The sequence below is a fragment of the Streptomyces sp. NPDC037290 genome, from assembly GCF_055603245.1.
Window position 1 is genome coordinate 724,738 of the sequence record NZ_JBVJVZ010000004.1, and the last position, 23,732, is coordinate 748,469.

Here is a 23,732-nt window from a genome sequence, read left to right on the forward strand (position 1 = left end):
CATGACCGCACACGTCATCGCCGACGACGCCGAGGCGCTCGCCGTCGCCGAGGCCCTGGCCGTGGAGTTCCGCGCCGGGGCCGCCGAGCGGGACGCCGGGCGGCGGCTGCCACGGGCCGAGGTGGACCGCCTGTCCGCCTCCGGGCTGCTCGCCGTGACCGTGCCCGCCGACCACGGCGGCGCCGACGTACGCGCCGGGACCCTGGCGGAGATCTTCCGGCTGCTCGGCTCGGCCGACGGCAGCCTCGCCCAGATCCCGCAGAGCCACTTCGCCTACGTCAACGTGATTCACCGTCAGGGGACCGATGAGCAGCGGAAGTTCTTCTTCGCGGAACTGCTCGCCGGCCGCCGGTTCGGCAACGCGCAGTCCGAGGCCGGCACCCGGCACGTCCAGGACATCCGCACCCGCCTGAGCCCGCGGCCCGACGGGTCGTACCTGCTGACCGGTGTCAAGCACTACTGCACCGGTGCGCTCTTCGCCGACTGGATCCCGGTGCTGGCCCGCGCCGAGGACGACAACCTGCACGTCGCGTACGTCCCCCGGGACGCCCCCGGCGTGACCGTGGTCGACGACTGGGACGGCATGGGACAGCGGACGACCGCGAGCGGCACCGTCCGGCTGGACGCCGTCCCCGTGCCCGCCGACCGCGTCCTGCCGCACCACCTCACCTTCCGCGGCCCGCAACTCCACGGAGCCGTCGCCCAGTTGCTGCACGCGGCCATCGACACCGGCATCGCGCAGGGAGCGCTCACGGAGGCGGCCGAGTTCGTCCGCACCAGGAGCCGCCCCTGGTTCGAGAGCGGAGCCGAGAGGGCCACCGAGGACCCCCTGCTCGTCCAGCGCTTCGGTGAACTCGCCCTCCAGGTACGCACGGCCGAGGCACTGCTGAAGGAGGGTGCCCGCGCGGTCGACGCGGCCCGGGCCCGGCTCACCGACGACTCGGCGGCCGAAGCCTCCGTCGCGGTGGCCGCCGCCAAGGTGCGCTCGGCCGAGGCCGCGGTGGAGGTGGCGAGCGCGCTGTTCGAGGTGGCCGGCACCCGCTCCGCGCTCGACTCCCTGAACCTGCACCGCCATTGGCGCGACGCCCGCACCCACACCCTGCACGACCCGGCCCGCTGGAAGGTCCAGCACATCGGCCGGTACGTGCTGAACGGAACCCGGCCGCCCCGGCACGGCCTGCTCTAACGGACACTCGCGATCGGAGACCCCCGTGTCCCTCACCTTCCACTGGTTCCTGCCCACCAACGGCGACAGCCGCCATGTCGTGGGCGGCGGCCACGGCACCCCGGCCACCGTCTTTGGCCGGGACCGGCCCCCGACGGTCGCCTACCTGAGCCAGATCGCCCGGGCCGCCGAGGACCTCGGCTTCGTGGGTGCGCTCACCCCGACCGGTGCCTGGTGCGAGGACGCATGGCTGACCACCGCGATGGTCAGCCAGAACTCCGAGCGGCTGAAGTTCCTCGTCGCCTTCCGGCCCGGTTCCGTCTCGCCCACGCTCGCCGCGCAGATGGCGTCCACCTTCCAGCGGCAGACCGGCGGACGGCTGCTGCTCAACGTCGTCACCGGCGGCGAGAGCCACGAACAGCGGGCCTACGGCGACTTCCTCGACAAGGACGCCCGCTACCGCCGTACCGGCGAGTTCCTGCACATCGTGCGGGACCTGTGGGACGGCAAGAGCGTCGACCTGCACGGCGAACACCTGCGGGTCGAGCAGGCGCAGCTCAGCCGGGTGCCCGACCCGGTGCCCGAGGTGTACTTCGGCGGCTCCTCGCCCGCCGCGGGTGAGGTCGCGGCCCGCTCCGCGGACGTGTACCTGACCTGGGGCGAGCCTCCGGCCCAGGTCGCCGGGAAGATCGCCTGGATCCGGAAGCTCGCCGCCGGACACGGCCGCAGCCTCCGCTTCGGCATCCGGCTGCACGTCATCACCCGCGACACCGCCGAGCAGGCCTGGGCGGAGGCGGACCGGCTGCTCGAGGGATTCGACCCGGAGACCGTACGGGCCGTCCAGGCGGGCCTCGCCCGCAGCGAGTCGGAGGGCCAGCAGCGCATGCTCGCCCTGCACGGCGGCAGCCGTGAGAGCCTGGAGATCCACCCCAACCTGTGGGCCGGTATCGGCCTGGTGCGCGGTGGTGCGGGTACCGCTCTGGTCGGCAGCCACGACGAGGTCGCCGAGCGGATCAAGGAGTACCACGCCCTCGGCATCGACGAGTTCGTGCTCTCCGGCTACCCGCACCTGGAGGAGGCGTACTGGTTCGGCGAGGGCGTGCTGCCCCGGCTCGCCGCGCAGGGACTGTGGGCGCATCCCGGTGGCACGGCGTCCGTGGCCTCGGCCCAGGTGCCGTTCGCGAGCTGACCAACCGGCCCTGGCAGACTGGGCGTTCATGACACGGGAACCGAAGGACATCACGGGGGCGGTCACCTGGGGCCTGCTGGCCGCGTGGGCCGTGCACGACACCGAGGAAGTGGTCATGGTGCCGCGCTGGGTGCGCACCCATGTGCCGGAGTTGCGCAAGAGGTTCCCCCGGGTGCCGGAGACGGTGTGGCGGCGGCTGGAGGCCGTGGACGCGAGGGAGTTCAGCACCGCCGTCGCCGCGATGGCGGTGGTGCTGGCCGCCGCGGCCGCCGACGGTCACCGGACCGGGGGCCGCTCGGCCGTGTACCAGACGGCGCTCAACGCCTTCGGTCTGCACGGCCTGGTCCATCTGGCCCAAGCGGCCGCGATGCGCGGCTGCACACCGGGCTGCGCGACCACGCCCCTGGTGGTCCTCCCCTTCACCGTGTGGGCGCGCGGCCGGCTCCGCCGGGCCGGCGTCCTGCGCCCCACCCGGCCACGTCATCTGGCCGAGGGCCTCGCCTTCGCCGCAACGGCCGCGGTCGGCACCCACGCCCTGGCCCAGGCGGCCCTGCGCCGACGGTGACGACGAGCACCCCGGCTCAGCCGAGCCGGTGCGGCGGCGCTGACTCACGCACCGGTATCCGCGGGCGTTCCTGGCTCAGGGGCCTGCCAGGGTCCGCAGATGCGCTGCCCGGGTCTCGGGCGTCTGGCCCTGTACCAGCAGGAACAGCGCCTCCCGGGCCAGACGCTGGGCGCGGCTGGTGAGGGCCATCGAGCGGCCGCCCCCGGCCACGACCGCCGCGGTGGTGGCCGTACGCAGCACCTCGTACGCCTGCGCCCGCACCGCCAGCCGCTCCTCGACCCGCTCCAGTGGTGCCGGATGGCCGGCCAGGGCGTAGGCGCGGCGGCGGACGTCGGCGAGCCGGGCCGTGAGCGGGGCGGACGTCTCCGGGTCCAGCAGGGACAGCGCGGCCTCCGCCACACCGAAGACCGCCGGACTGGCGTTCAGCGTCCTGGCCCGGTCCCCGGGCGCCCAGCGTTCGTACGGCGTGCGCAGGGCCACCGCGTCCTCCGGCAGCCACAGCCCGGCCAGCTCCAGCGACACCGTGCGCGCGGCGGTCAGCGCCGCGAGACGCATCGGCTCGGATGCCCGCAGCCCCGGCTGCTCGCGGGCCTCGGCGAAGGCGAACAGCACTTCACCCGTGTCGGTCGCCCCGGCGAGCAGCAGCACGTCGTTCAGGCCCCACCCGGTGTACCAGGGCACGGTCCCGTCGAACCGCCAGCCGCCGCCCTCCCGGCGCACGCGCACGGGGACGCGACGTGGATACGACCGCAGATGCGCGTACGCCACCCCGGACAGCAGTTCCCCTCGTACCAGCGGGCCCAGCAGCCGGTCCCGTACCGGGAGCTCGCTCTGGAGCAGGGTCTGCACCGGTGTGTGGTGCTGGGTCTGCACGAACCACGTCGAACAGCACGCCCCGGACAGGAGTTCCGCGATCCGGCGGACCGCGTCCGGTGGCGCGCCCGAGCCGCCGTACGCGGCCGGAGCACCCGCCCCGAGCAGCCCCGACCGTTTCACCGCCTCGACATGGCTCTCCGGCACGCCCTCCCGGTCGACCCGCTCGGCCTCGGGGATCAGCAGGTCCGCGGCGAGCCGGCGGGCGCGGTCGACGAGCGGATGTGCGGTGCCGGCTGTCATACGGGAGATTCTGTCGAAGATTCCGCCGGGTGCCGTGTCGATCCGGGGGCCCGCCGTTCGTGCAGGAGGTGACAGGCGTCGGAGAGACCCTGAAGTCAGAGGAGAACATCATGAAGCACTACCTGCTCAGCGTGGTCCAGCCGGCCGACGGCACCCCTCCCGCTCCCGAAGCGCTCGCCGCGATCATGCGCGACGTCGAGGCCTTCAACGACGAGCTGCGCGCCGCCGGAGCGTGGGTGTTCGCCGGCGGCCTGCACGGGCCGGAGACCGCCACCGTGCTCCGCCCCAAGGACGGCGACGTCCTCGTCACCGACGGTCCCTACGCCGAGGGCAAGGAGTACCTGGGCGGACTGTGCCTGATCAGGGCCGCCGACCTGGACGAGGCGCTGGCGTGGGGCCGTAGGGCAGCCCTCGCCACCACCCTGCCCATCGAGGTGCGGCCCTTCGTGGACCAGCACTAGGGCCGCGTACCGCGCCCCTTCCCGGAACGCGAGTGGGCCCCGATCGTGATCAGGGCCCACCGTGGTCTCCGCCTCTGCCGGCTGTTCAGGCCCGGCGCAGTGCGGAGCGGCCCGCGAAGCGCGCCGAGGCGCCCAACTCCTCTTCGATCCGGATCAGTTGGTTGTACTTCGCCGTGCGGTCGGAGCGGGAGAGCGAGCCGGTCTTGATCTGACCGCAGCCGGTCGCCACCGCCAGATCCGCGATGGTGGTGTCCTCCGTCTCGCCCGAGCGGTGCGACATGACAGCCGTCCAGCCCGCCTCGTGGGCCGTGGCCACCGCGGCCAGCGCCTCGGTGAGGGTCCCGATCTGATTGACCTTGACCAGGACCGAGTTGCCGACGCCGGTGCGGATGCCCTCGCGCAGCAGCGTTTCGTTGGTGCAGAACACGTCGTCGCCGGTGAGCTGACAGCGGTTGCCGACGCGGGCGGTCAGCTCACGCCAGCCGTCCAGGTCGTTCTCCGCCATCGGGTCCTCGATGGAGACGACCGGGTAGGCGTCGATGAGCTTGGCCAGGTAGTCGGCGTGCTGGGAGGGGGTGCGACGCACCCCCTCGCCCGCGTAGTCGTACACCCCGCCGCGGAAGAACTCCGACGACGCCGGGTCCATGACGAGGCCGATGTCCGTGCCGGGGCGGTAGCCGGTGCGCTCGATGGCGGTCAGCACGAAGTCGAGCGCCTCCTCGGCGGTGCGCAGTGCCGGCGCGAAGCCACCCTCGTCGCCGACGCCCGTGGAGTGCCCGGCGGCCAGCAGGTCGCGGCGCAGGGTGTGGAAGACCTCGCTGCCCATGCGGACGGCCTCGGCGAAGGTGTCCGCACCCACGGGCGCGATCATGAACTCCTGGAAGTCCAGCGGATTGTCGGCGTGGGCGCCGCCGTTGACGATGTTCATCATCGGCAGCGGCAGGAGGCGGGCGTCAGGGCCGCCGAGGTAGCGGTAGAGGGGCTGGCGGTGGGCGGCAGCGGCGGCCTTGGCGGCGGCGAGGGAGACGCCGAGGACCGCGTTGGCACCGAGCCGGGACTTCGTGGCGGTGCCGTCGAGGTCCACCAGCGCGGCGTCGAGACCCGCCTGATCCGCCGCGTCCCGGCCGCGCACGGCCGCCGCGATCTCCCCGTTGACGTGGGCCACCGCGCGGTCGACGCCCTTGCCGTGCCAGCGCGTGGAGTCTCCGTCGCGCAGTTCCACGGCCTCCCTGGCACCCGTGGAGGCGCCGGAGGGGACAGCCGCACGCCCCAAGGACCCGTCCGCCAGGACGACGTCGACCTCGACCGTGGGGTTGCCCCGGCTGTCGATGATCCGGCGGGCGGTGACGGTCTCGATGACGGCGTTGACGGTTTCGGCCGCCGTTGCGGACATGGGAGTTCCTTCCCGTTGTCGTGTGCCGTGGCCCCGGCTGCGACAACGCTGGCGCTGAGCCCGACAAGCCCAAACCCTACAGCAATGCTGCTCAGTTTTGCTGTACAGCATTGCTGTGCAGGTCGGGTGCACAGCTTTGCTGGCCAACGGGGTAAAGTGCCTTATGCCCACCTCGGAAGCCGCCGCCATCGCCGCTGAACTGCGCACCGCGATGGGCAGGCTCACCCGGCGCGTCAAACACGAGGACCGCATCCCGCTGGGCCAGGCCGCCGTGCTCGGTGCACTCGACCGCAACGGCGCCATGACCACCAGCGACCTCGCCGCCGATCAACGCGTACGCCCCCAGTCGATGGCCCGGGCGGTGGGACTGCTCATGGAACAGAACCTGGTCACGCGCCGGGCGCACCCCACGGACGGCCGCAAGTCGCTGGTCGAGCTGTCGGACGCGGGCCGGGCCGCGCTCGAAGCGGAGCGCGGCCGCAGGGCCGGTTGGCTCGCGCAGGCCATCGAGGCCGAACTCACCGATGAGGAGCAGGCGTTGCTGGCACGGAGCGCCGCCCTGCTGGAGCGGCTCGCCGCGCGTTAGGGCCGGGCATGTCGCCTTCTTCCGGCGTCAGCGGTCAGCGGGTGAAGGCGTCGCGGTTCGCGTCGGCGAGGTGGGCGGCAGGGGCCACGGCCGGACGAGCTCGAAGAGTGAGGGCCTTCCGGCCTGGTGTGGATCGCGACATCGGCACCAGCGGCCGGAAGGCCCTCGGGCCGGGTCAGCCGGTGGGGCGCTGGCCCGACGGCGGCTGGATCACGGCTGGGTTCCATTCGGGTACGGGGCGTACGGGTCGTTGCAGCCGCCGCGGTCGCCATCCCAGTCCTGGCCGCCGTACCAGTGGAGCGTGGCCCACTCGGTGCAGCCGCTGCCGTTGACCTCCGCACCTGCCCGCCAGGCGTCGGGGTTCGGCGTGCCGTGCGTCCACTGCGTCGCCTCGAAGTACCACTGGGTGTTGCTGGTGTTGACGACGCCGGATGCCAGGAGCGGCCCGTAGGGGGAGCTGACCTTGATGGTCGCCGTTCCGCCGACCCGGTTGATGAAGTCCTGGTTCCACCACCAGTAGACGCCCACGTGATCGTTGCACTGGTTCCAGTACTGCTGGACCCATCCGGCGGTGATCCACCCCTGCCAGCCGTACGGTGCCTTGTCCCCGATCCAGACCCGCGGGTTGCACGCGGTGGTCACGCTCGGGGTCGCCGTGCTCGTGCGCGGAATGTGGTGCTGCGCGGGGTGAGCCGCGCCGCCGGTGGCACTGATGGCTGCGGGCGCGGAGTCAGCGGCGGTCGCCGTGGTGGCGGCGCCGAACGCGGTTCCGCCGGCGAGAGCGAGCGCGGCGGTGGTCAGGGCGATGGTGCGGCGGAACTTGCGTGCTCTGGGCAGTGCAGACACGTTTTCCCCTCGTTTCGTGTTGCCGGTGCGTGCGCAACGGCATTGACGGCGCGGTGCCTCTGGGGCGCCGGCAGACGTGGCCGGTAGCCCAGCGGTGCCGATGGCGCCGGCCTCGTCGCGTGGGTAGGCCCTGCGTGGAGCGGCAGGTCCAGGAAGCACCGGCTGGTCCGGTGGCCGACGCTCGGAGGCTACGAAAACGTGCCCGTGGGTCGTCCTAGATTCGTCCTAGCCTCGACCTGGCGTCACGGTCTGCCGGCGGAGGTCGATGGTCCGGGCACGGGGTGGCCGCCGTGAGCAGGAGGGCCGGGCGATCGCACGAGGAAACCGCCTCAGTTCATGCCAGCTTCTCGTCCTTGATCGCCAGCTGCTGGTCTCCCCGCCGGTAGCCGACGGTGCGGATGCCGAGAGCGTCCTTCAGCTGCCGGGCGGGCACGACCTGGGGCGTGGGAGCGGGGGCCCGCCCCGGCTTGGGCAGCGGGTAGGCGGTGGTGGTGGCGGAGTGGAAGGTGATGTTGCCCTCCGTCTTGGTGAACAGCTGGTGGACGTGTCCGTTGAGGCAGGTGACCGAGGAGAAGCGGCGCAGGAGCGCGATCACCTTCAACGCGTCGTCCGTGCTCCAGCCCCACTGTGGGTACATGGCGAACAGCGGGATGTGGCTGAAGACCACGACGGGGGTGTCGGACGGCAGACCCGCGAGGTCCTTGCGGACGAAGTCGATCTGCTCGGTGCCGAGGTGGCCGAGCTTCTCCAGGCTCAGGGTGTTGACCAGGGCGACGAAGTGCACCCCGTGGGTGTCGAAGCTGTACCAGCCGTCGCCGAGCGTGCCCGTGCCGAAGGTCTGCCGGTAGGCGCGGCCCGCGTCGCCGATGGAGTCGTGCTCGCCCGGCACGGTGAACACGCGATCCGTCCGCAGTCCCGTCATCATCTGCCTGACCTGGTCGAACTGTCCCGCCGTCGACAGGTGGGTCAGGTCGCCGCTGTGCATGACGAAGTCGGGCCTGAACCCGAGCCCGTTCACCTGGTCGATCGCTTCGGTGAACGAGCCGACCACGTCCGTGTTGGCCGGGCCCTGGAAGCCGATGTGGCTGTCGGAGACCTGCACGAACCGCAGGGCACCGCTCGGTGCCGCAGCGGCCCCGACGGCGCCGGCGGTGGCGTTCCGGGAGCCGGCGACATGGCTGACCACCTCTCCGCCGGCCACGGTGAGTGCGACCGCCCCGCCGAACCATCCCGCGTGCCGCAGGAGCTGACGCCGGGACATGCCGTGTTCGGAGGGGAGTTCCTCGGCGTCACCGACCGGTGCCGGGCCCTGCTGGTCGTCGTATGCGGTCATGAGGTCACCTCCACGGTGGCGGTCATGAACGGATGGATGGTGCAGAGGTAGGCGTAGCTGCCGGGCTTGGTGAACGTGTAGGTGTAGGTGCCGTGTGTGGCGAGGGCGGGCGAGTGCAGCGGGCCGCCCGAGCCGGCACTGGTGACGGTGTGGGCGTCGGTGTCCTGATTGGTCCAGGTCACCGTGGTGCCCGCCTTGACCTTCAGCGTGGCCGGAGAGAAAGCGAAGTTCTTGATCGCCACAGCGTCTTTGGACACCGGTGTGCCGGCCGCACTCCCGCTCGGGGAGGTCATGGGCATGGTCATGCTGGGCATCGCCGAGGCGCCGCGCATCCCGGCCAGCTGATGCTGGGCCGGTCCGGGCGTGAGGGAGCCGGTGTCCGAGGGACGGGCCGTATGGCCGCACGCGCTCAGGAGCCCCAGGACACCCGCGGTGGCGACGGCCAGCCCGGTCGCACAGCGCGATCGGCGGCCCACGGGTCGGAAGTTGACGTACATGATGTTCAATCCCCACTGATCAGGTGATGCCGCGCACGACGGCTCATGCCTGGTTCCACGGGCGGCGGCGCCGCATGGTTCGGCCGATGTGCAGCTTTTCCTGGACTCAGCGGTAATCACTGGACATAGCACGACAAACGCGCTGATATGCGTGATGATCGCCTTATGCCATGGAGTGCTCGAAAACGTGGCGAAGCGGCTGATCCGAATCGCTCCGGGCGCCGTGTCTCGGGTAACGGGACCGTTTCGACCGCGGACGAGGAACTGCTCCGGGCGCTGTATGCCGAGCACGCAGGCCCTCTCTTCCACTACGTACTGCGACTGACGTCAGGAGACCGGCAGTGGGCCGAGGATGTCGTGCAGGAGACGTTGCTGCGGGCGTGGCAGCACCCCGAGGCGTTCACACCCGAACGCGGTCCGGCGCGCGCCTGGCTGTGCACGGTCGCCCGGCGCCTGGTCATCGACATGCACCGGGCCCGGCAGGCGAGGCCGGCGGAGGTCGGCGGCGAGGCCCTGGAGCGGGCCGCGGAGCAGACGCCGGGCGAGGACCGGATCGAGCAGGCGCTGCAGAGCTGGGCCGTGGCCGACGCCATCCGGACGCTGTCCCCGGACCACCGCGCCGTACTGCTGGAGACGTACTACCGGGGCCGGAGCGTGGCAGAGGCCGCGCAGGTGCTGGGCATCCCGCAGGGCACCGTCAAATCGCGGACGTACTACGCCCTGCACGCTCTCCGGCTGGCACTGCAGGAGCGGGGCATCGAGCCATGACCACGGCATGGAGGAGGTGCCGGCCATGAACGCGGACCACGAGGCCCTCCGGCTGGCGCTGGGCGGATATGTCCTCGGCGCACTGTCCCCGGCGGAGACGGAACAGGTGCGTGCGCATCTCACGGAGTGCGACGAGTGCAGCGCGGAACACGCCGAGCTGGCCGGACTGCCGGCGCTGCTCGCGACGGTCACCGCGGCAGAGGCCGAGGGCCGGCCCCTGGCCGTCGGCGGCGAGGATCCGGCCGATCGTCTGGTGCGGCGGGCGGCGGAGAACGCCGGGGGCTCACCCGGGGCTCCGCCCGGCACGTCCAGGGCGCCCCGGGCCCCCGAGGCGGGCCTGCTCGACCGGATGCTCCAGCAGGCCACTGCCCGGCGCCGCAGGACATGGCGTCGGCAACTGGCCGGCGCGGCCGCCTCGTTGACGCTGGTCGCCGGTGCGGCGGCCGGCGGCACGTGGCTGGCGATCGGCGGATCCGTGGCCGGTCAGGCGGCACGGCCCCCAGCGGTCTCGCCGGCTCCGTCGCGCACGTTCTCCGGAAGCGATCCCACCACCGGCGTCACCGCTTCGGTGCGGGTCTCACCCTCGGCCTGGGGCAGTGTGCTGGAGGTGTCCGCCCGAGGGGCGCCGCCGGGCATGACCTGCCGTCTGCAGGCGGTCGGGCCCGGTGGGACCAGGGCGGACGCCGCCACCTGGCGGGCGGGCGAGTATCCCGCCGGCACCACGGTCCCCGGGGCGGTCCCGATGTCCCCGGCGGCCATCCAGCACTTCGAGATCGTCGCGGACAACGGCCAGAAGCTGGTCACCATCCGGGCGTGAACCAAGTGGGTGCGCAAAAGAGGCATATCGGTTGAACCATATGGGCTCGGCATTCGTACCACTAGATGAGTGCTCACATACGGGTTCCTACGCAGAAGAGCCAGAAGACCATGTTTGTGACCGATTCTTCCCTCCGTGCCGGCTCGCTCCCCGCACCCTCCTGCCACCACCAGGCGATGCTCACCCTGCCCGCGCAGGAGGCGCACGTCCCCGCCGCTCGTCATCTCGCGGCGGAACTGCTGGAGTGCTGGCATGTGCCCGAGAGTGAGCGGGACTCCGCCGTCCTCATCGTCGACGAACTCGCCGCCAACGCCGCCCAGTACGGCCACGAGCGCATGACGCTGCTGCTCGTCCTCGACGGTGGCACCCTGCACATCGTGGTCAGCGACTCCGGAACGGCGGTCGAGCGCGTCCGCCACGAGGTGGCCCCGGACGAGCACGGCCGTGGCACCGGCATCGTCGACTCCCTCGCCCAGTCGACCGAGGTCCACCAGACGCTCGGCGGCCGGGAAGTCCGCGCCTGTCTGCGGTGCTCGGCGTGATCGAGCCCGTACGCTTCCGAGAGCCGGCCACGGCAGCGCCGCCGCCGTCCACGGGGCCGCACCGCGCCCACGGCCGGCGGCGCCCGGGTCGCGGCGTGATCGGACAGAAGGGTGCGGGTGCCCATGCCGGACACCGTCGATGCCGAGACCGTCTTCCGCGCCGAGTACGGGCGTGCGGTCTCCGTCCTCGTCCGCTTCCTCGGCGACATCGACCTCGCCGAGGAAGCGGTGCAGGACGCCTTCACCATCGCCGTGCGCACCTGGCCCGGGACCGGCGTGCCGCCGAGCCCGGCCGGCTGGATCATCACCACTGCCCGCAACAGGGCCATCGACCGGCTGCGCCGCGAATCCTCCCGGGACGCCCGGCACGCCGAGGCCGCCCGGCTGTACGCGCCCGACGCGCCGCCCGAGGAAGGCCCCGTGCGGGACGACCGGCTCCGCCTGATCTTCACCTGCTGCCACCCCGCGCTCGCCCTCCAGGCCCGGGTCGCCCTCACCCTGCGCCTGCTCGGCGGCCTGAGCACCGCCCAGATCGCCCGCGCCTTCCTGGTGCCGGAGCCGACGCTCGCCCAGCGCCTCGTCCGGGCCAAGGCCAAGATCCGCGACGCGGGCATCCCGTACCGCGTGCCCCGCGCCGCCGACCTGCCCGAGCGGCTCGGCGGGGTCCTCGCCGTCGTCTACCTGATCTTCAACGAGGGCTACACCGGCGACCCCGCCCTGTGTGCGGAGGCGATCCGCCTCGGCCGGCTGCTCGCCGGTCTGATGCCGGGCGAACCCGAGGTCACCGGCCTGCTCGCGCTCATGCTGCTGACCGAGGCCCGGCGGCCGGCCCGGCAGGGCGCGGACGGCGTCCTCGTCCCGCTGCCCGAGCAGGACCGCTCGCAGTGGGACCGGACACTGATCACCGAGGGCCAGGACCTGGTCCGCGAGTGTCTGCGCCGCGGCCGGCCGGGCCCGTACCAGATCCAGGCGGCCATCAACGCCGTGCACAGCGACGCGCCCACCGCCGCCGCCACCGACTGGCGCCAGATCCTGCAGCTGTACGACCAGCTCATGGCCGTGGCGCCGACCCCGGTCGCCGCCCTGAACCGCGCGGTCGCCGTGGCCGAGACCGAGGGCCCGGCCAGGGCGCTCGACCTGGTCGCCACCCTGGACCTCGGCCGCTATCACGTGCTGCACGCCGTCCGCGCGGACCTGCTGCGCCGCCTGGGCCGCACCGCCGAGGCGGCGGCCGCGTACGGCCTGGCCGCCGAGCTGGCCGGGAGCGAGGCCGAGCGGGCCTACCTGGAGCGCCGCCGACGGGAGACCGGCCCCACGACGGCGTGGCCCACGTCACCGGTGGCGCCGGAATCAACTTGAGGACCTGAAAGGTTGGCAAATACATCCATGAGACCTAGGCTCGGGCCGAACCAGCCCGTGCACCCCCAGCGAGGCATCCGTGAACCACCCCGTCATCGAGCAGCCCGCCGACATCGTGGCCCGGCTGCGCGCCACCTTCGCCACCGGCCGCACCAAGCCCGTCGAGTGGCGCACCGGCCAGCTGCGCCGCCTGCGCGCGATGCTCACCGAGCGCGGGGCCGACCTCGCCGCGGCCCTCCACGCCGACCTCGGCAAGAGCAGCACCGAGGCCCAGCGCACCGAGATCGACTTCACCGTCCGCGAGATCGACCACACCCTCGACCACCTCGCACAGTGGCTGCGCCCCGAGCCCGCGCCGGTCCCGGCCCACCTCGGGGCCGACGCGAGGGCCTGGACGCAGTACGACCCCCTCGGCGTCGTCCTCGTCATAGCGCCGTGGAACTACCCGGCGCAGCTGCTGCTCGCGCCGATGGTCGGCGCCCTGGCCTCCGGCAACGCGGTCGTCGCCAAGCCGAGCGAGCTGGCCCCGGCCACCTCGGCCGCCCTGGCCGAGCTGATCCCCGCCTACCTCGACACCGACGCGGTCGCCGTCGTCGAGGGCGGCATCCCGGAGACCACGGCCCTGCTGGCCGAGCGCTTCGACCACATCTTCTACACCGGCAACGGCACCGTCGGCCGGATCGTGATGCGCGCCGCCGCCGAGCACCTCACCCCGGTCACCCTCGAACTGGGCGGCAAGTCCCCGGTGTTCGTGGACCGCGGCGCCGACCTCGACGTGGTCGCGGACCGGCTGGCCCGCGGCAAGTTCCTCAACGCCGGCCAGACCTGCGTCGCCCCCGACTACGTCCTGGCCGACCCGGAGACCGCCACCGCCCTGGAGGCCGCCCTGGTCCGGGCGATCGAGGCGCTGTACGGCACCGACCCGGCGGCCTCGCCCGAGTACGGCCGGATCATCAACGAGCGGCACTTCGACCGGCTCAGCGGCCTCCTCGGTTCCGGCCGGGTCGTGGTCGGCGGTGCGAGCGACCGCACGGCCAGGTACATCGCGCCCACCGTCCTCGCGGACGTCGATCCCTCGTCGCCCGTCATGCAGGAGGAGATCTTCGGGCCCGTCCTGCCCGTCGTCACCGTCTCCGGCCTGGACGAGGCGATCTCCTTCATCAACGACCGCGACAAGCCGCTGGCGCTGTACGTCTTCACCGAGTCCGACGCGACCCGCGCCCGCATCGCCGCCGAGACCTCCTCCGGCGGCCTCGGGTACGGCCTGCCCCTCGCCCATCTCACCGTCTCCGACCTGCCGTTCGGGGGCGTCGGGGAGAGCGGCATGGGCAGCTACCACGGCCGCTACTCGATCGAGACGTTCAGCCACCGCAAGGCGGTCCTGGACAAGCCGCTGAACTGAGCTGAACGGCAGGTCAGTTGTGCGATACTCCGCCGGATGACCACTGAAACGATCACTGCGGACGCCGCCGGCACCTTCCAGCTCGGCGACCTGCCCGTCCACCGCGTCGGCCTCGGCGCGATGCGGCTGACGGGCAGCGCCGCGTTCCACCACGGAACGCCCGGCGACCGCGCACGCTCCATCGCCGTGCTGCGCCGGGCCGTGGAACTCGGTGTGAACCACATCGACACCGCCGCCTTCTACTTCTCCGCCACGCGCTCCGCCAACGAGCTGATCAACACCGCCCTCGCCCCCTACGGCGACGACCTGGTCATCGCCGCCAAGGTCGGCCCCTTCCGCGACTACCACGGTGAGTGGGGCACCTCGGCCCGCCCCGACCAGCTGCGTGGCCATGTGGAGGAGAACCTGCGCCAGCTCGGCCGCGACCACCTCGACGTGGTCTACCTGCGGCGGATGAGGCAGGACTCCATAGCCGAGCACTTCGGCGCGCTCGCCGAACTGCGCGAGGCCGGTCTCGTCCGGCACCTCGGCATCTCCTACGTCAAACCGCGCCATCTCGTCGAGGCGCTGGAGATCGCCCCGGTGGTGTCCGTGCAGAACCGCTACGCCCTGGACCGTCCCGATCCGGCTGCCGACGAGATGCTGCGCCTGTGCGGCGACCGGGGGATCGCCTTCGTGCCGTTCTACGCCGTCGCCGGCGAGGCCGGTGAGCAGGCGGCGACCGACACCCATGACGACACCGTGCGCGACATCGCCCGGGCGCACGGCGCGAGCCCCGCGCAGATCCGCATCGCCTGGACCCTGCACCAGGGACCGCACGTCCTGGCCATCCCGGGCACCGGCAACCCGGACCACCTCGCGGAGAACGTCGCCGCGGGCGCCCTGCGCCTCACCGGGGACGAACTGGCGCGGCTGGACGCCCTGCGCGGCCCCGCGAGCTGAGGCCCCCCGGCCGCCGCTCCCGCCTCCCGGGCGGCGGCCCGAACGGGCGGACCTCCCATAATGAGGTGCGGCAGCACATCCGTACGAAGGCCCGGTTGACTACCATCGTGTAGACGGTCGTCGGGGCCGCACACGAACACGGGGTGAGGAACGTTCCATGACCGAGGCCAAGGACGAGCGCCGGCCGGCGGGCGAACTCGAAGCGACCGTCATGGCCGCGCTCTGGGCCGCGGGCGGCCCCCAGACGCCCGGCGAGGTCCAGCGCAGCCTCCGCACCGACCTGGCCCGTACGACGGTGACCACGATCCTCACCCGTCTGTACGAGAAGGGAGTCGTCCAGCGGCACCGCAAGGGCCGCGGCTACGCCTACGTCCCGGTCCGGGACGTCCAGGACGCGCACGGCCTCACCGCCCGCCGCATGCACAGCGAGCTGGACCGGGACGGGGACCGCGAGACGGTCCTCGCCCGCTTCGTCGCCCAGCTCAGCCCCGACGACGAACGCATCCTGCGGGACCTCCTCGAAACCGGCGAACGATGACCGCGCTGCTCCTGTTGCCGCTCCTGCTGCCGTTCGCCCTGCCGGCCCTGGCCCGCCGGGCCCTGGACCGGCTGGTCCCGGTCGCCGCGCTGTGGGCCGTCACCGCCTGTGCGGTCCTGCTCGCCGGCTGCTCGCTGGCCGCCCTCGGCTCGTTCGTTCTCATCGGGCTGCTCAAGATCCCGCCCTTCGCCGCGCTCGGCGAGCTGATCCACCCGCTGCACACCGCCTCCGACCTCGTCGTCCTGCCCGCCGCCGCCACCTCCGTCGGTGCCCTCGCCGTCTGCGGCTGGACCCTCGTCCGCTCGGTGCTGCACCAGACCCGCGCCTTCCGTGCCGCCCGCACGGAGGCCGGGCGCGGACCCGCGGCCGGCGACCTGTGCGTGGTGGACTCGCCGTGCCCCGACGCCTACGCGCTCCCCGGCCGCCCGCACCGCGTCGTCGTCACCACGGCGATGCTCCGCAGCCTGGACGGACCCGAGCGGGAAGCGCTGTTCGCACACGAGCGGGCACACAACCACGGCGGCCACCACTACTTCCTCGCGGCCGCGGAACTCGCCGCGCACTGCCATCCGGCGCTGCGCCCGGTCCGCGAGACCATCCGCCTCGCCGCCGAGCGCGCCGCCGACGAGGCCGCCGCCGCCCGGGTCGGCGACCGGCGCCTGACCGCCCGGGCCATCGCCCGCGCGGCCCTCGCCGGGCAGGCCGCCCGCTCCCAGCGGCCCGACTTCGCGGCCGCCGCGACCACCGGCCCCGTCCCTCAGCGGGTCCAGGCCCTGCTCGCCGCTCCGCTCGGGCCCCGGGCGGGCCGGACGGTCGCCGCCCTCCTCATAGCCTGCACCGCCGTCTCCTGCGCCGCCTCGGCCGCCGGACTGGCCGACTTCCACCACCGCGTCGAGATCGCCCAGGGCGACGAAACGCGCTGACGCCCTCGTCCGGGGACACCCGCCCGCCCCGTACCGGGCGGCTGGAAACGCCCCGCCGCAACGCGCGTAGAAGAGGGACTGGCGCGCGTCAGGTTTTACGTATAACCTCACCCGCTAACCACCCTCACCGGAAGGTCCCGATGCGACGCGTCGCCCTGGTCACCCTCGTCGTCGACGACTACGACGAAGCCCTCCGCTTCTACACCGAGGCCCTCGGCTTCCGGCTGGCCGAGGACACCCCGCGCCCCGACGGCTCCCGCTGGGTCGTCGTGGAACCGGGGAGCGACGGCGCCGGTACCGGTCTGCTCCTGGCCCGCGCCAAGGGCGAGGACCAGCGCGCCCGGATCGGCGACCAGACCGGCGGACGCGTCGGGTTCTTCCTGCACACCGACGACTTCGCCCGCGACCACGCCCGGATGACCGCGGCCGGCGTGACCTTCCTGGAGGAGCCGCGCCACGAGCCGTACGGCACCGTCGCCGTCCTCCAGGACCTGTACGGCAACCGCTGGGACCTGCTCCAGCCCGCCTCCTGACCCTTGAGAACCACTGAGGAAAGCCCTGCCATGACCGTGCCCCGCATCGACACCGAGATCCTTCGCCGGCTCCCCAAGGCCGTGCTGCACGACCACCTCGACGGCGGCCTGCGTCCCGCCACCGTCGTCGAACTCGCGGCGGAGATCGGTCACACCCTGCCCACCACCGACCCCGACGAGCTGGCCGCCTGGTACTTCGAGGCAGCCAACTCCGGCGACCTCGTCCGCTACATAGCCACCTTCGAGCACACCCTCGCCGTCATGCAGACCCGCGCGGGCCTGCTGCGCACCGCCGAGGAGTACGTCCTCGACCTCGCCGCCGACGGTGTCGTCTACGCCGAGGTGCGCTACGCCCCCGAGCTGAACACGCGGGGCGGGCTGTCGCTCAGCGAGGTCGTGGAGACGGTCCAGGAGGGCCTCGCCGCCGGCATGGCCAAGGCGGCAGCCGCCGGCACCCCCGTCCGGGTGGGCACCCTGCTGTGCGGCATGCGGATGTTCGACCGCGTGCGCGAGGCCGCCGACCTCGCCGTCGCCTACCGCGACGCCGGCGTCGTCGGCTTCGACATCGCCGGCGCCGAGGACGGCTTCCCGCCCGCCGACCACCTGGACGCCTTCGAGCACCTGCGCCGCGAGAGCGTGCCCTTCACCATCCACGCCGGCGAAGCCCACGGCCTGCCCAGCATCCACCAGGCCCTGCAGGTGTGCGGTGCCCAGCGCATCGGCCACGGCGTGCGCCTGACCGAGGACATCGTGGACGGCAAGCTCGGCCGGCTCGCCTCCTGGGTGCGCGACCGCCGTGTCGCCCTGGAGATGTGCCCCACCTCCAACCTGCAGACCGGCTGCGCCACCTCGATCGCCGAGCACCCCATCACGGCCCTGAAGGACCTGGGCTTCCGGGTCACCCTCAACACCGACAACCGCCTGGTCTCGGGGACGACGATGACCCGGGAGATGTCCCTCCTGGTCGAGGAGGCCGGCTGGACCGTGGAGGACCTGCGCACGGTCACGGTGAACGCCCTCAAGAGCGCCTTCATCCCGTTCGACGAGCGCAAGGCCCTCATCGAGGACGTGGTCCTGCCCGGTTACGCGGCCGCGCTCTGAAGCAGCCCCCTCAGGTAGGCGGCCTGTCCGATGTGCTGGAGGTCGTCGGACAGGACGCTCACCAGGCGGACCCCGAGGCTGACCGGGGGGTCCCAGCGCTCGTCGACGATTCGTTCCAGGTCCTTGGCGGCGAGTGAGCGCAGCACGCCGAGGGTCTGTTCGTGGACGGCGTCGTAGTAGCCGGTCAGCAGGTCGGCGGACTCGACCCGCACCTTGGCGACCTTCGCGGGGCTGTGCCCGTACCCGGTGTCATGGCGGGGCAGGTCGAGGCCGAAGCGCTTCTCCCAGCCCTGGGACAGCCACACCTGGTCGAGGTCGAAGGCGTCGGCGACGTGGTCGTCCTGGACCCGGGTGAGATGCCAGACGAGCCAGGCGACGGAGTTGGCGTCGGGGGCCGGGCGGTGGTGCAGTTCGTCCGGTCCGAGGCCGTCGAGGGCGGCGTGGACTTCTTCCCGGATGCGGCCGTAGCCGTCGATGAGGATGTCCTTTGCATGCATACCGTCCACCATCCCAAACAGCGGCCGCTCACGCGTCCGGAATCCAGCTCCCGTGGAATCCGAGCGGAACCCGCCCCGGCAGGTGCACCCGGGCCACGGGCTCGCCGGTGAAGTCCTGGGCGGCCAGCACCACCAGGTCGGCGGCACCGCGGTCCGGGTCGTGGACGTACGCGATCGCGTATCCGTCGTCCTCGGCGGCCTCGCGGTCGCCCGTGTCGGCGGGTACGAACACCGCCTCACCCGCCGCGGCGCCCTTCGGCAGCCGGTGCACCTGGGTGGCACCGCGCAGCAGGTCGTGCTTGACGAGCGCGTTGGAGAAGGCGGCGTCGGGCGGGGTGCCGCCGTCCGGCGTCAGGTAGGCGGCCGTCAGCCCGGCGGCCGCCGCCGTGTAGCCGTAGCGGTGCCGCCGAGACACCAACGTCTCGTTCACACGCGGGAACTCCTGCGGCCGGTCGTCCAGCACCCGCTGCCGCACGCGCCCGTGACGCAGGTCGATCGTCCAGCGTTCCAGCTTCGCCGTGCCGGCCGCGTACGGCCCGTCGGAGCCGCGCCCGGCGACGTGGAAGGGCGCCGGATAGGCCATCAGGTCGACCACCACCGACCCGCCCTCGTCATAGGCGTTGAGGGTGTGCGAGTAGTAGACCGGCTCGATGCCGAACCAGCGGACCGGCCCGCCGGTGCGGCGCAGGACACCGACCCGGGTCGGGTGGCTCCGGTTCCATACGTAGGGCACCGGGGCGCCGCGTCCGGCCGCCGCCGCGTCGAAGGTGACCGGGAGGTCGAAGACGACGACGTGCCGCTCGGTCAGCGCGAAGTCGTGCATCATCGGCGCGTCCGCCACCGGGATCCGGGTCGTACGGGCGACCCGGCCGGCGGGGTCCACGACCAGGTGCCGGACATGGTCCCAGGCCGGGTGGTAGGCGATCGCGTGCAGCTCACCGGCGTGCACGTCGAACTTGGTGTGCGCGGCGAACGCCCCCTCCAGCGTGCCCAGGAAGTCGTACGTGCCCACGGTGCCGAGATCGCCGTCGAGCTCGTACGGCAGCGGACCGCTCTCCTGGAGGGCGAGGATCCGCCCCCGGTACGGGATCACATGCGTGTTGCACGCGAAGTCCTCCTCCGGCACCGGGCCCCGATACGGCTCGCCCAGCTTCTTCGCGACCTGGGAGGAGCGCACCCAGCGGTTGCGGTACCACTCGGCCCTTCCGTCCCGCAGCCGGACTCCGTGCACCATCCCCTCGCCGAGCATCCAGTGGTGGGCCCGCGGATCCTCCAGGCCGAGCACGTTCGGGCCGTTGCGCAGGAAACGCCCGTTCAGTTCACGCGGGATGCGGCCGGTCACCGGCAGGTCGAAGGCGGTCAGTTCCTCGGTGACGGGCGCGAACGCCCCTTCCAGGAAGGGGTAGTGATGCCCCGTCACCTCTCCTGCGGGGCGGGCCGTGGCCCGGCCGGTGCCCAGGCCCGTGAGCGCGCCCGCCGCCGCGAGCCCGGCCGTCCCGCGCAGCACGGTCCGCCGTGTGTGTTCCGCCATGACGTGTCCTCCAGACCGCCGTCGTCTCGCCGACGGTGTTGAGTCTGCGGCGGCCGGCGGCCTCGGTCAGGAGGCCTGGGCCCCCTCCTGGGGTGGTGCCAGGTCCCCTGTCCCACCTCCTGTTTCCAGGAGGGTGACGAGCGCCCGGGCGGCGGGGCTGGTTGCCCGGTCCGGCGGCAGCAGGGCCACGGTCTCGTACTCCGTCTCGCCCGTGCCCTTCAGCGGCAGCGCCGTGAGCGAGGGCCGCTTGTGCCGGAAGTGCCGGGGGACGACCGCGACCCCCAGGTTCTCGTCCACCAGGTCCAGCAGGCTGTGCACGTCGTTGACCTCCAGCGCGACCGTGCGCCGGACGCCGGCCGCGGTGAACGCGGCGTCGGTGGTGCGGCGCGGGCCCCAGTCCGGGTGGAAGTCGACGAAGACCTCCCCGGCCAGGTCCTCGGGGGTCAGCGCCGCGCCGGCCGAGGCCAGCCGGTTGCCCGGATGGCACAGCACGGTCATCGGCTCGCTCGTCAGTGACACCGAGCGCAGCTGGTCGCTGTCCGCCCGGGTGCGGTAGGCGAAGGCCAGGTCGAGCCGGCCGGCCGTGACCTCCTCGGCCAGCGCGCCCGAGCCGGCCTGCCGCAGCCGGATCTCCACGTCCGGGTGCCGGCCCCGGAACGCGGCCAGCAGCCGGGCCACGTGCACCCCGGCGATGCACTGCTCGGTGCCCAGCGCCAGGGTGCCGCGCAGCACGCCCTGGACCGCCGCCACCGCCTCGTGCGCCGTGCGTACCTGCGCCAGGATCCGCTCGGCCTCCGCCAGCAGCGCCCGCCCCGCCTCGGTGAGCGTCACCCGGCGGGTGGTGCGCACGAACAGCGGCGCCCGCAGCTCCCGCTCCAGCGCCCTGATGGACGCCGACAGCCCCGACTGGGACACCATCAGGCGTTCGGCGGCCCGGGTGAAATGCTGGTCCTCGGCGACGGCGACGAAGTGCTGGAGATGGCGCAGTTCCATGATTGAGAAGCCTAGCCGCTGAATCTCATCGGATTCTTCTGTTGGACCGCTGCGTACGGCTCGCGCAAGAGTGGCACCGGTAGACCGTGTGCCAACCCCTCTGGAGTCGCGTTGTACACCGCACACCCCGACCGTTACGCCGACATGCCCTACCGGCGCACCGGACGCAGCGGACTGAAGCTCCCCGCGCTGTCCCTCGGCCTGTGGCACAACTTCGGCCCGGACCGGCCCGCCGAGACCCAGCGGGCCATCCTGCGCCGCGCCTTCGACCTGGGCGTCACCCACTTCGACCTGGCCAACAACTACGGCCCGCCGCCCGGCGCCGCCGAGTCCGCGCTCGGCGAAGCCCTCAGGGCCGACTTCGCGCCCTACCGCGACGAGCTGGTCATCTCCACCAAGGCCGGCTACCTCATGTGGCCCGGCCCCTACGGCGAATGGGGTTCCCGCAAGTACCTGCTGTCCTCGCTCGACCAGAGCCTCGCGCGCATGGGCCTGGACCACGTCGACATCTTCTACTCGCACCGCCCCGACCCGGACACCCCGCTGGAGGAGACGATGGGCGCCCTGCACTCGGCGGTGCAGCAGGGCAAGGCGCTGTACGTGGGCGTGTCCAACTACTCGGCGGAGCAGACCCGCGAGGCCGCCCGGATCCTCGCCGGCCTGGGCACCCCGCTCCTCATCCACCAGCCGCGCTACTCGATGCTCGACCGGCGCCCCGAGGACGGGGGACTGCTCGACGCGCTGGACGAACTCCAGGTCGGCTCCATCGTCTACTCCCCGCTGGAGCAGGGCCTGCTCACCGGCCGCTACCTCGACGGCATCCCGGAGGACTCCCGCGCGGCGAGCGACAGCCCCTTCCTGAAGGCGGACGCGGTCACCGGGGAACTGGTCGCCCGGCTGCGCTCGCTCGACGACATCGCCCGGTCCCGTGGCCAGAGCCTCGCCCAGCTGGCCCTGGCCTGGGTGCTGCGCGGCGGCCGCGTCACCTCCGCGCTCGTCGGTGCGAGCAGCCCGCAGCAGCTCGAGGACAGCGTCGGCGCGATCCGCAACCTGGACTTCGACGCCGAGGAGCTGGCACGGATCGACGCGATCGTGAAGCGCTGAAGGTCAGGAGGTGAGCCTCTCGCTCACCTCCCCCAGCCGGGTGGCGGCGTTCGGGCCGGTCCTCCGCTGCCGGGCCGGGGCGCGCACCGGGCGGCCCTCCCCGTCGAGGGCGCCCGCCGCCCGCTCGGCGGGGGAGAGGAGGTGGGGTGCGTCGCCGGGCACATCGACCTCGGCCGGGCCGGCGGCGAGCTGCTGCGCCGGGCCCTGCCCCAGCTGATCCACGGGCGGTCCGGCGCCGCCGAAGCGCCCGTGCCGCGCCGGCTCACCGCGCGGCTGATGCGGGAGACGGCCGACGGCCGGCCCGGTTCCGCCTTCGCCCCGGACCACCTCGCCCAGCTGGTGTTCGTCCAGGTGCTGCGGTCCTGCCTCGGTGAGACCTACGGCCTGCCACCCGGCCGGCCGCGGGCGCTCGCGGACGAGAGGCCGGCCCCCGCGCTGTGCCTGATGCACGCCGGCCCGGCGCACCCCTGGCACCTGGGGGGCCCGGCCCCGGATGCCGCGATGTCCCGGACCACCTTCGCCGTGCGCTTCCGCGACGCCGCGGGCGTACCGCCGCGGACCCGCCCGCAGCACTGGCGCATGAGCCCGGCCCGCCCGAGCCCTCCGGCAGGACCTCGTCCCGGCGGGGGCCTGGTGTGCTGCCGCGAGACGCTCACGGGGTGAGCCGCTGCCGCAGGTGCACCGTCACCGTGTCCCCCTCCTCCTTTCCGATCGCCCAGCGGATCTCGGTCCGCACCGGCAGCTTGTGGGTGCCGTCGCCCAGGGCCATGAAGGAGCTGCGGAAGGGATGGCCGTCGATCGTGCCGCGGACCTTGACCACTCCGCGGGTGCCGAAGAACTCGGCGGACCGCGGCCAGACGACGTAGGTCCAGCCTCCCCGCTCGGGGCTCCTGCGCAGGACGGCCGTGAACTGCACGTCCACCCGCTCGCTCGTTCGTGTGGTGGTGTTCCTCATCGTGTTCCTCCGCGCGCGGTGCTCTCAGCAGGTGCGTTCCGTGTTCACCAGGACAGACCGTCGCGCGCGGCGGAACTCATCGCGGGCCGGGCGGTGTCAGGCGCCCGCCGGAACCCGGTCCAGAAAGCCCAGCACCCGCCGGATCCGGCCGTCCTCGTCCAGCGTGACGACGTCGAACCCGGCCACCGGCGCCGAGCCGTCGGCCTCGTTCACCAGCTCCCAGCCGAAGCGCGCGGTGTCGTGGTGTCCGTCCACGGCGCCGAGCGGGCGGAAGACGAACCCGGGGAACTGCTCGTGGGCCGCCGCGATCACGGCCGCGATGCCCTCGTGGCCGCGGACGTCGGCGAGGGGGTCGGTGTAGCCGCCGTCCGCGGTCCACGCGGCGGCGACCGCCTTCTCCAGCGCCGCCGGCTCGATGGCGTTCCAGGCCTCGAAGTAACGGGCGGCGGCGATTTCGTAACGGTCGGTGTTCGCGGACATGGTGAATCAGCCTCCATCGAGGTCATAGCTGCTGTTCGGAGCCGGATCCGGGGCTTCGCCGATCCGGTGTGACCACCATGCCGGAGGGCCGGGGAC

The 23,732-nt window shown here is 72.9% G+C and carries 28 protein-coding genes; 17 read left to right on the forward strand and 11 right to left on the reverse strand.

The features are described from left to right. The first annotated feature begins 1 nt into the window (after position 1). The 3 genes from ACZ7HQ_RS18245 to ACZ7HQ_RS18255 are packed head-to-tail and all read left to right on the forward strand — an operon-like array spanning position 2 to position 2,919. Positions 2 to 1,186: an SfnB family sulfur acquisition oxidoreductase gene (locus tag ACZ7HQ_RS18245; RefSeq protein ID WP_470990584.1), complete on the forward strand. Its 1,185-nt coding sequence runs from the start codon at positions 2 to 4 to the stop codon at positions 1,184 to 1,186. Positions 1,187 to 1,211: 25 nt separating this feature from the next. After that, positions 1,212 to 2,354 (forward strand): LLM class flavin-dependent oxidoreductase, encoded by a 1,143-nt coding sequence (locus ACZ7HQ_RS18250; protein ID WP_470990586.1) that lies wholly within the window; start codon positions 1,212 to 1,214, stop codon positions 2,352 to 2,354. Between the two features lie 28 nt (positions 2,355 to 2,382). Then, positions 2,383 to 2,919 carry an HXXEE domain-containing protein gene (locus ACZ7HQ_RS18255; protein WP_470990588.1) on the forward strand — a complete coding sequence of 179 codons (537 nt, stop codon included), beginning with the start codon at positions 2,383 to 2,385 and terminating at the stop codon, positions 2,917 to 2,919. A gap of 75 nt (positions 2,920 to 2,994) precedes the next feature. Here ACZ7HQ_RS18255 and ACZ7HQ_RS18260 read toward each other — a convergent pair whose 3' ends face one another. Then, entirely contained in the window at positions 2,995 to 4,035 is a 1,041-nt protein-coding gene (locus ACZ7HQ_RS18260) for an acyl-CoA dehydrogenase family protein (protein WP_470990589.1), read from the reverse strand. A gap of 110 nt (positions 4,036 to 4,145) precedes the next feature. On the opposite strand from ACZ7HQ_RS18260, the gene ACZ7HQ_RS18265 reads away from it, so the two are divergent. Beyond that, the gene (locus ACZ7HQ_RS18265; protein WP_470990591.1) at positions 4,146 to 4,496 is read left to right on the forward strand and encodes a YciI family protein; all 351 of its coding nucleotides are present in this window, start codon (positions 4,146 to 4,148) and stop codon (positions 4,494 to 4,496) included. Positions 4,497 to 4,581: 85 nt separating this feature from the next. Here the strand turns inward: ACZ7HQ_RS18265 and eno are convergent, their stop codons facing one another. Then, entirely contained in the window at positions 4,582 to 5,889 is a 1,308-nt protein-coding gene (eno, locus tag ACZ7HQ_RS18270) for a phosphopyruvate hydratase (RefSeq protein ID WP_470990592.1), read from the reverse strand. 163 nt (positions 5,890 to 6,052) lie between these two features. Between eno and ACZ7HQ_RS18275 the strand changes: the two genes are divergently transcribed. Next, positions 6,053 to 6,475, forward strand: coding sequence for a MarR family winged helix-turn-helix transcriptional regulator (locus ACZ7HQ_RS18275; RefSeq protein WP_470990594.1), 423 nt, complete (start codon positions 6,053 to 6,055; stop codon positions 6,473 to 6,475). A gap of 210 nt (positions 6,476 to 6,685) precedes the next feature. On the opposite strand, the gene ACZ7HQ_RS18280 is transcribed toward ACZ7HQ_RS18275, so the two are convergent. The 3 genes from ACZ7HQ_RS18280 to ACZ7HQ_RS18290 form a co-directional block, all read right to left on the reverse strand. Next, positions 6,686 to 7,321, reverse strand: coding sequence for a hypothetical protein (locus tag ACZ7HQ_RS18280; RefSeq protein ID WP_470990596.1), 636 nt, complete (start codon positions 7,319 to 7,321; stop codon positions 6,686 to 6,688). Positions 7,322 to 7,655: 334 nt separating this feature from the next. Then, the gene (locus ACZ7HQ_RS18285; RefSeq protein WP_470990598.1) at positions 7,656 to 8,654 is read right to left on the reverse strand and encodes a metallophosphoesterase family protein; all 999 of its coding nucleotides are present in this window, start codon (positions 8,652 to 8,654) and stop codon (positions 7,656 to 7,658) included. Further along, a complete protein-coding gene (locus ACZ7HQ_RS18290) occupies positions 8,651 to 9,151 on the reverse strand; it encodes a cupredoxin domain-containing protein (protein ID WP_470990599.1) in 501 nt (166 codons plus the stop codon). The genes ACZ7HQ_RS18285 and ACZ7HQ_RS18290 overlap by 4 nt, the downstream gene beginning before the upstream one ends. A 147-nt stretch (positions 9,152 to 9,298) precedes the next feature. Here ACZ7HQ_RS18290 and ACZ7HQ_RS18295 point away from each other — a divergent pair, with 147 nt between their 5' ends. The 10 genes from ACZ7HQ_RS18295 to ACZ7HQ_RS18340 all read left to right on the forward strand — a co-directional run bounded on the left by ACZ7HQ_RS18295 (position 9,299) and on the right by ACZ7HQ_RS18340 (position 18,076). Continuing rightward, a complete protein-coding gene (locus ACZ7HQ_RS18295; protein WP_470990600.1) occupies positions 9,299 to 9,919 on the forward strand; it encodes a sigma-70 family RNA polymerase sigma factor in 621 nt (206 codons plus the stop codon). A gap of 25 nt (positions 9,920 to 9,944) precedes the next feature. Then, positions 9,945 to 10,736 (forward strand): zf-HC2 domain-containing protein, encoded by a 792-nt coding sequence (locus ACZ7HQ_RS18300; protein ID WP_470990602.1) that lies wholly within the window; start codon positions 9,945 to 9,947, stop codon positions 10,734 to 10,736. 116 nt (positions 10,737 to 10,852) lie between these two features. Continuing rightward, the gene (locus tag ACZ7HQ_RS18305) at positions 10,853 to 11,278 is read left to right on the forward strand and encodes an ATP-binding protein (RefSeq protein ID WP_470990603.1); all 426 of its coding nucleotides are present in this window, start codon (positions 10,853 to 10,855) and stop codon (positions 11,276 to 11,278) included. A 123-nt stretch (positions 11,279 to 11,401) separates the two neighbouring features. Then, complete coding sequence (locus tag ACZ7HQ_RS18310) at positions 11,402 to 12,637, forward strand: RNA polymerase sigma factor (RefSeq protein ID WP_470990605.1); 1,236 nt, start codon at positions 11,402 to 11,404, stop codon at positions 12,635 to 12,637. 79 nt (positions 12,638 to 12,716) lie between these two features. Next, positions 12,717 to 14,039: an aldehyde dehydrogenase family protein gene (locus tag ACZ7HQ_RS18315; RefSeq protein WP_470990607.1), complete on the forward strand. Its 1,323-nt coding sequence runs from the start codon at positions 12,717 to 12,719 to the stop codon at positions 14,037 to 14,039. A gap of 36 nt (positions 14,040 to 14,075) precedes the next feature. Beyond that, on the forward strand, positions 14,076 to 14,981 hold the full coding sequence (locus tag ACZ7HQ_RS18320) for an aldo/keto reductase (RefSeq protein ID WP_470990609.1): 906 nt from the start codon (positions 14,076 to 14,078) through the stop codon (positions 14,979 to 14,981). A 157-nt stretch (positions 14,982 to 15,138) separates the two neighbouring features. After that, positions 15,139 to 15,519: a BlaI/MecI/CopY family transcriptional regulator gene (locus ACZ7HQ_RS18325; RefSeq protein WP_470990611.1), complete on the forward strand. Its 381-nt coding sequence runs from the start codon at positions 15,139 to 15,141 to the stop codon at positions 15,517 to 15,519. After that, positions 15,516 to 16,442, forward strand: a complete 927-nt coding sequence (locus ACZ7HQ_RS18330; RefSeq protein ID WP_470990613.1) for a M48 family metalloprotease — start codon at positions 15,516 to 15,518, stop codon at positions 16,440 to 16,442. Before ACZ7HQ_RS18325 ends, ACZ7HQ_RS18330 begins: the two co-directional genes overlap by 4 nt. Before the next feature lie 140 nt (positions 16,443 to 16,582). Then, positions 16,583 to 16,975 (forward strand): VOC family protein, encoded by a 393-nt coding sequence (locus ACZ7HQ_RS18335; protein WP_470990615.1) that lies wholly within the window; start codon positions 16,583 to 16,585, stop codon positions 16,973 to 16,975. 30 nt (positions 16,976 to 17,005) lie between these two features. Next, complete coding sequence (locus ACZ7HQ_RS18340) at positions 17,006 to 18,076, forward strand: adenosine deaminase (RefSeq protein WP_470990617.1); 1,071 nt, start codon at positions 17,006 to 17,008, stop codon at positions 18,074 to 18,076. On the opposite strand, the gene ACZ7HQ_RS18345 is transcribed toward ACZ7HQ_RS18340, so the two are convergent. The 3 genes from ACZ7HQ_RS18345 to ACZ7HQ_RS18355 all read right to left on the reverse strand — a co-directional run bounded on the left by ACZ7HQ_RS18345 (position 18,058) and on the right by ACZ7HQ_RS18355 (position 21,097). Further along, positions 18,058 to 18,573: a mycothiol transferase gene (locus ACZ7HQ_RS18345; protein WP_470990619.1), complete on the reverse strand. Its 516-nt coding sequence runs from the start codon at positions 18,571 to 18,573 to the stop codon at positions 18,058 to 18,060. The genes ACZ7HQ_RS18340 and ACZ7HQ_RS18345 overlap by 19 nt on opposite strands. 28 nt (positions 18,574 to 18,601) lie before the next feature. Further along, the gene (locus ACZ7HQ_RS18350; RefSeq protein ID WP_470990621.1) at positions 18,602 to 20,104 is read right to left on the reverse strand and encodes a carotenoid oxygenase family protein; all 1,503 of its coding nucleotides are present in this window, start codon (positions 20,102 to 20,104) and stop codon (positions 18,602 to 18,604) included. A 66-nt stretch (positions 20,105 to 20,170) separates the two neighbouring features. Beyond that, on the reverse strand, positions 20,171 to 21,097 hold the full coding sequence (locus ACZ7HQ_RS18355; RefSeq protein WP_470990623.1) for a LysR family transcriptional regulator: 927 nt from the start codon (positions 21,095 to 21,097) through the stop codon (positions 20,171 to 20,173). A gap of 111 nt (positions 21,098 to 21,208) precedes the next feature. Between ACZ7HQ_RS18355 and mgrA the strand changes: the two genes are divergently transcribed. Then, complete coding sequence (gene mgrA, locus ACZ7HQ_RS18360) at positions 21,209 to 22,201, forward strand: L-glyceraldehyde 3-phosphate reductase (protein WP_470990625.1); 993 nt, start codon at positions 21,209 to 21,211, stop codon at positions 22,199 to 22,201. A 3-nt stretch (positions 22,202 to 22,204) separates the two neighbouring features. Here mgrA and ACZ7HQ_RS18365 read toward each other — a convergent pair whose 3' ends face one another. Continuing rightward, entirely contained in the window at positions 22,205 to 22,363 is a 159-nt protein-coding gene (locus ACZ7HQ_RS18365) for a hypothetical protein (RefSeq protein ID WP_470990627.1), read from the reverse strand. Here ACZ7HQ_RS18365 and ACZ7HQ_RS18370 point away from each other — a divergent pair. Continuing rightward, positions 22,343 to 22,864 (forward strand): cupin domain-containing protein, encoded by a 522-nt coding sequence (locus ACZ7HQ_RS18370; protein ID WP_470990629.1) that lies wholly within the window; start codon positions 22,343 to 22,345, stop codon positions 22,862 to 22,864. The two genes, ACZ7HQ_RS18365 and ACZ7HQ_RS18370, sit on opposite strands and share 21 nt — an antisense overlap. On the opposite strand, the gene ACZ7HQ_RS18375 is transcribed toward ACZ7HQ_RS18370, so the two are convergent. Both ACZ7HQ_RS18375 and ACZ7HQ_RS18380 read right to left on the reverse strand, forming a co-directional pair. After that, complete coding sequence (locus tag ACZ7HQ_RS18375) at positions 22,854 to 23,156, reverse strand: DUF1905 domain-containing protein (RefSeq protein WP_470990631.1); 303 nt, start codon at positions 23,154 to 23,156, stop codon at positions 22,854 to 22,856. The genes ACZ7HQ_RS18370 and ACZ7HQ_RS18375 overlap by 11 nt on opposite strands. A 96-nt stretch (positions 23,157 to 23,252) precedes the next feature. Beyond that, entirely contained in the window at positions 23,253 to 23,636 is a 384-nt protein-coding gene (locus tag ACZ7HQ_RS18380; protein WP_470990633.1) for a nuclear transport factor 2 family protein, read from the reverse strand. Positions 23,637 to 23,732 lie beyond the last annotated feature (96 nt).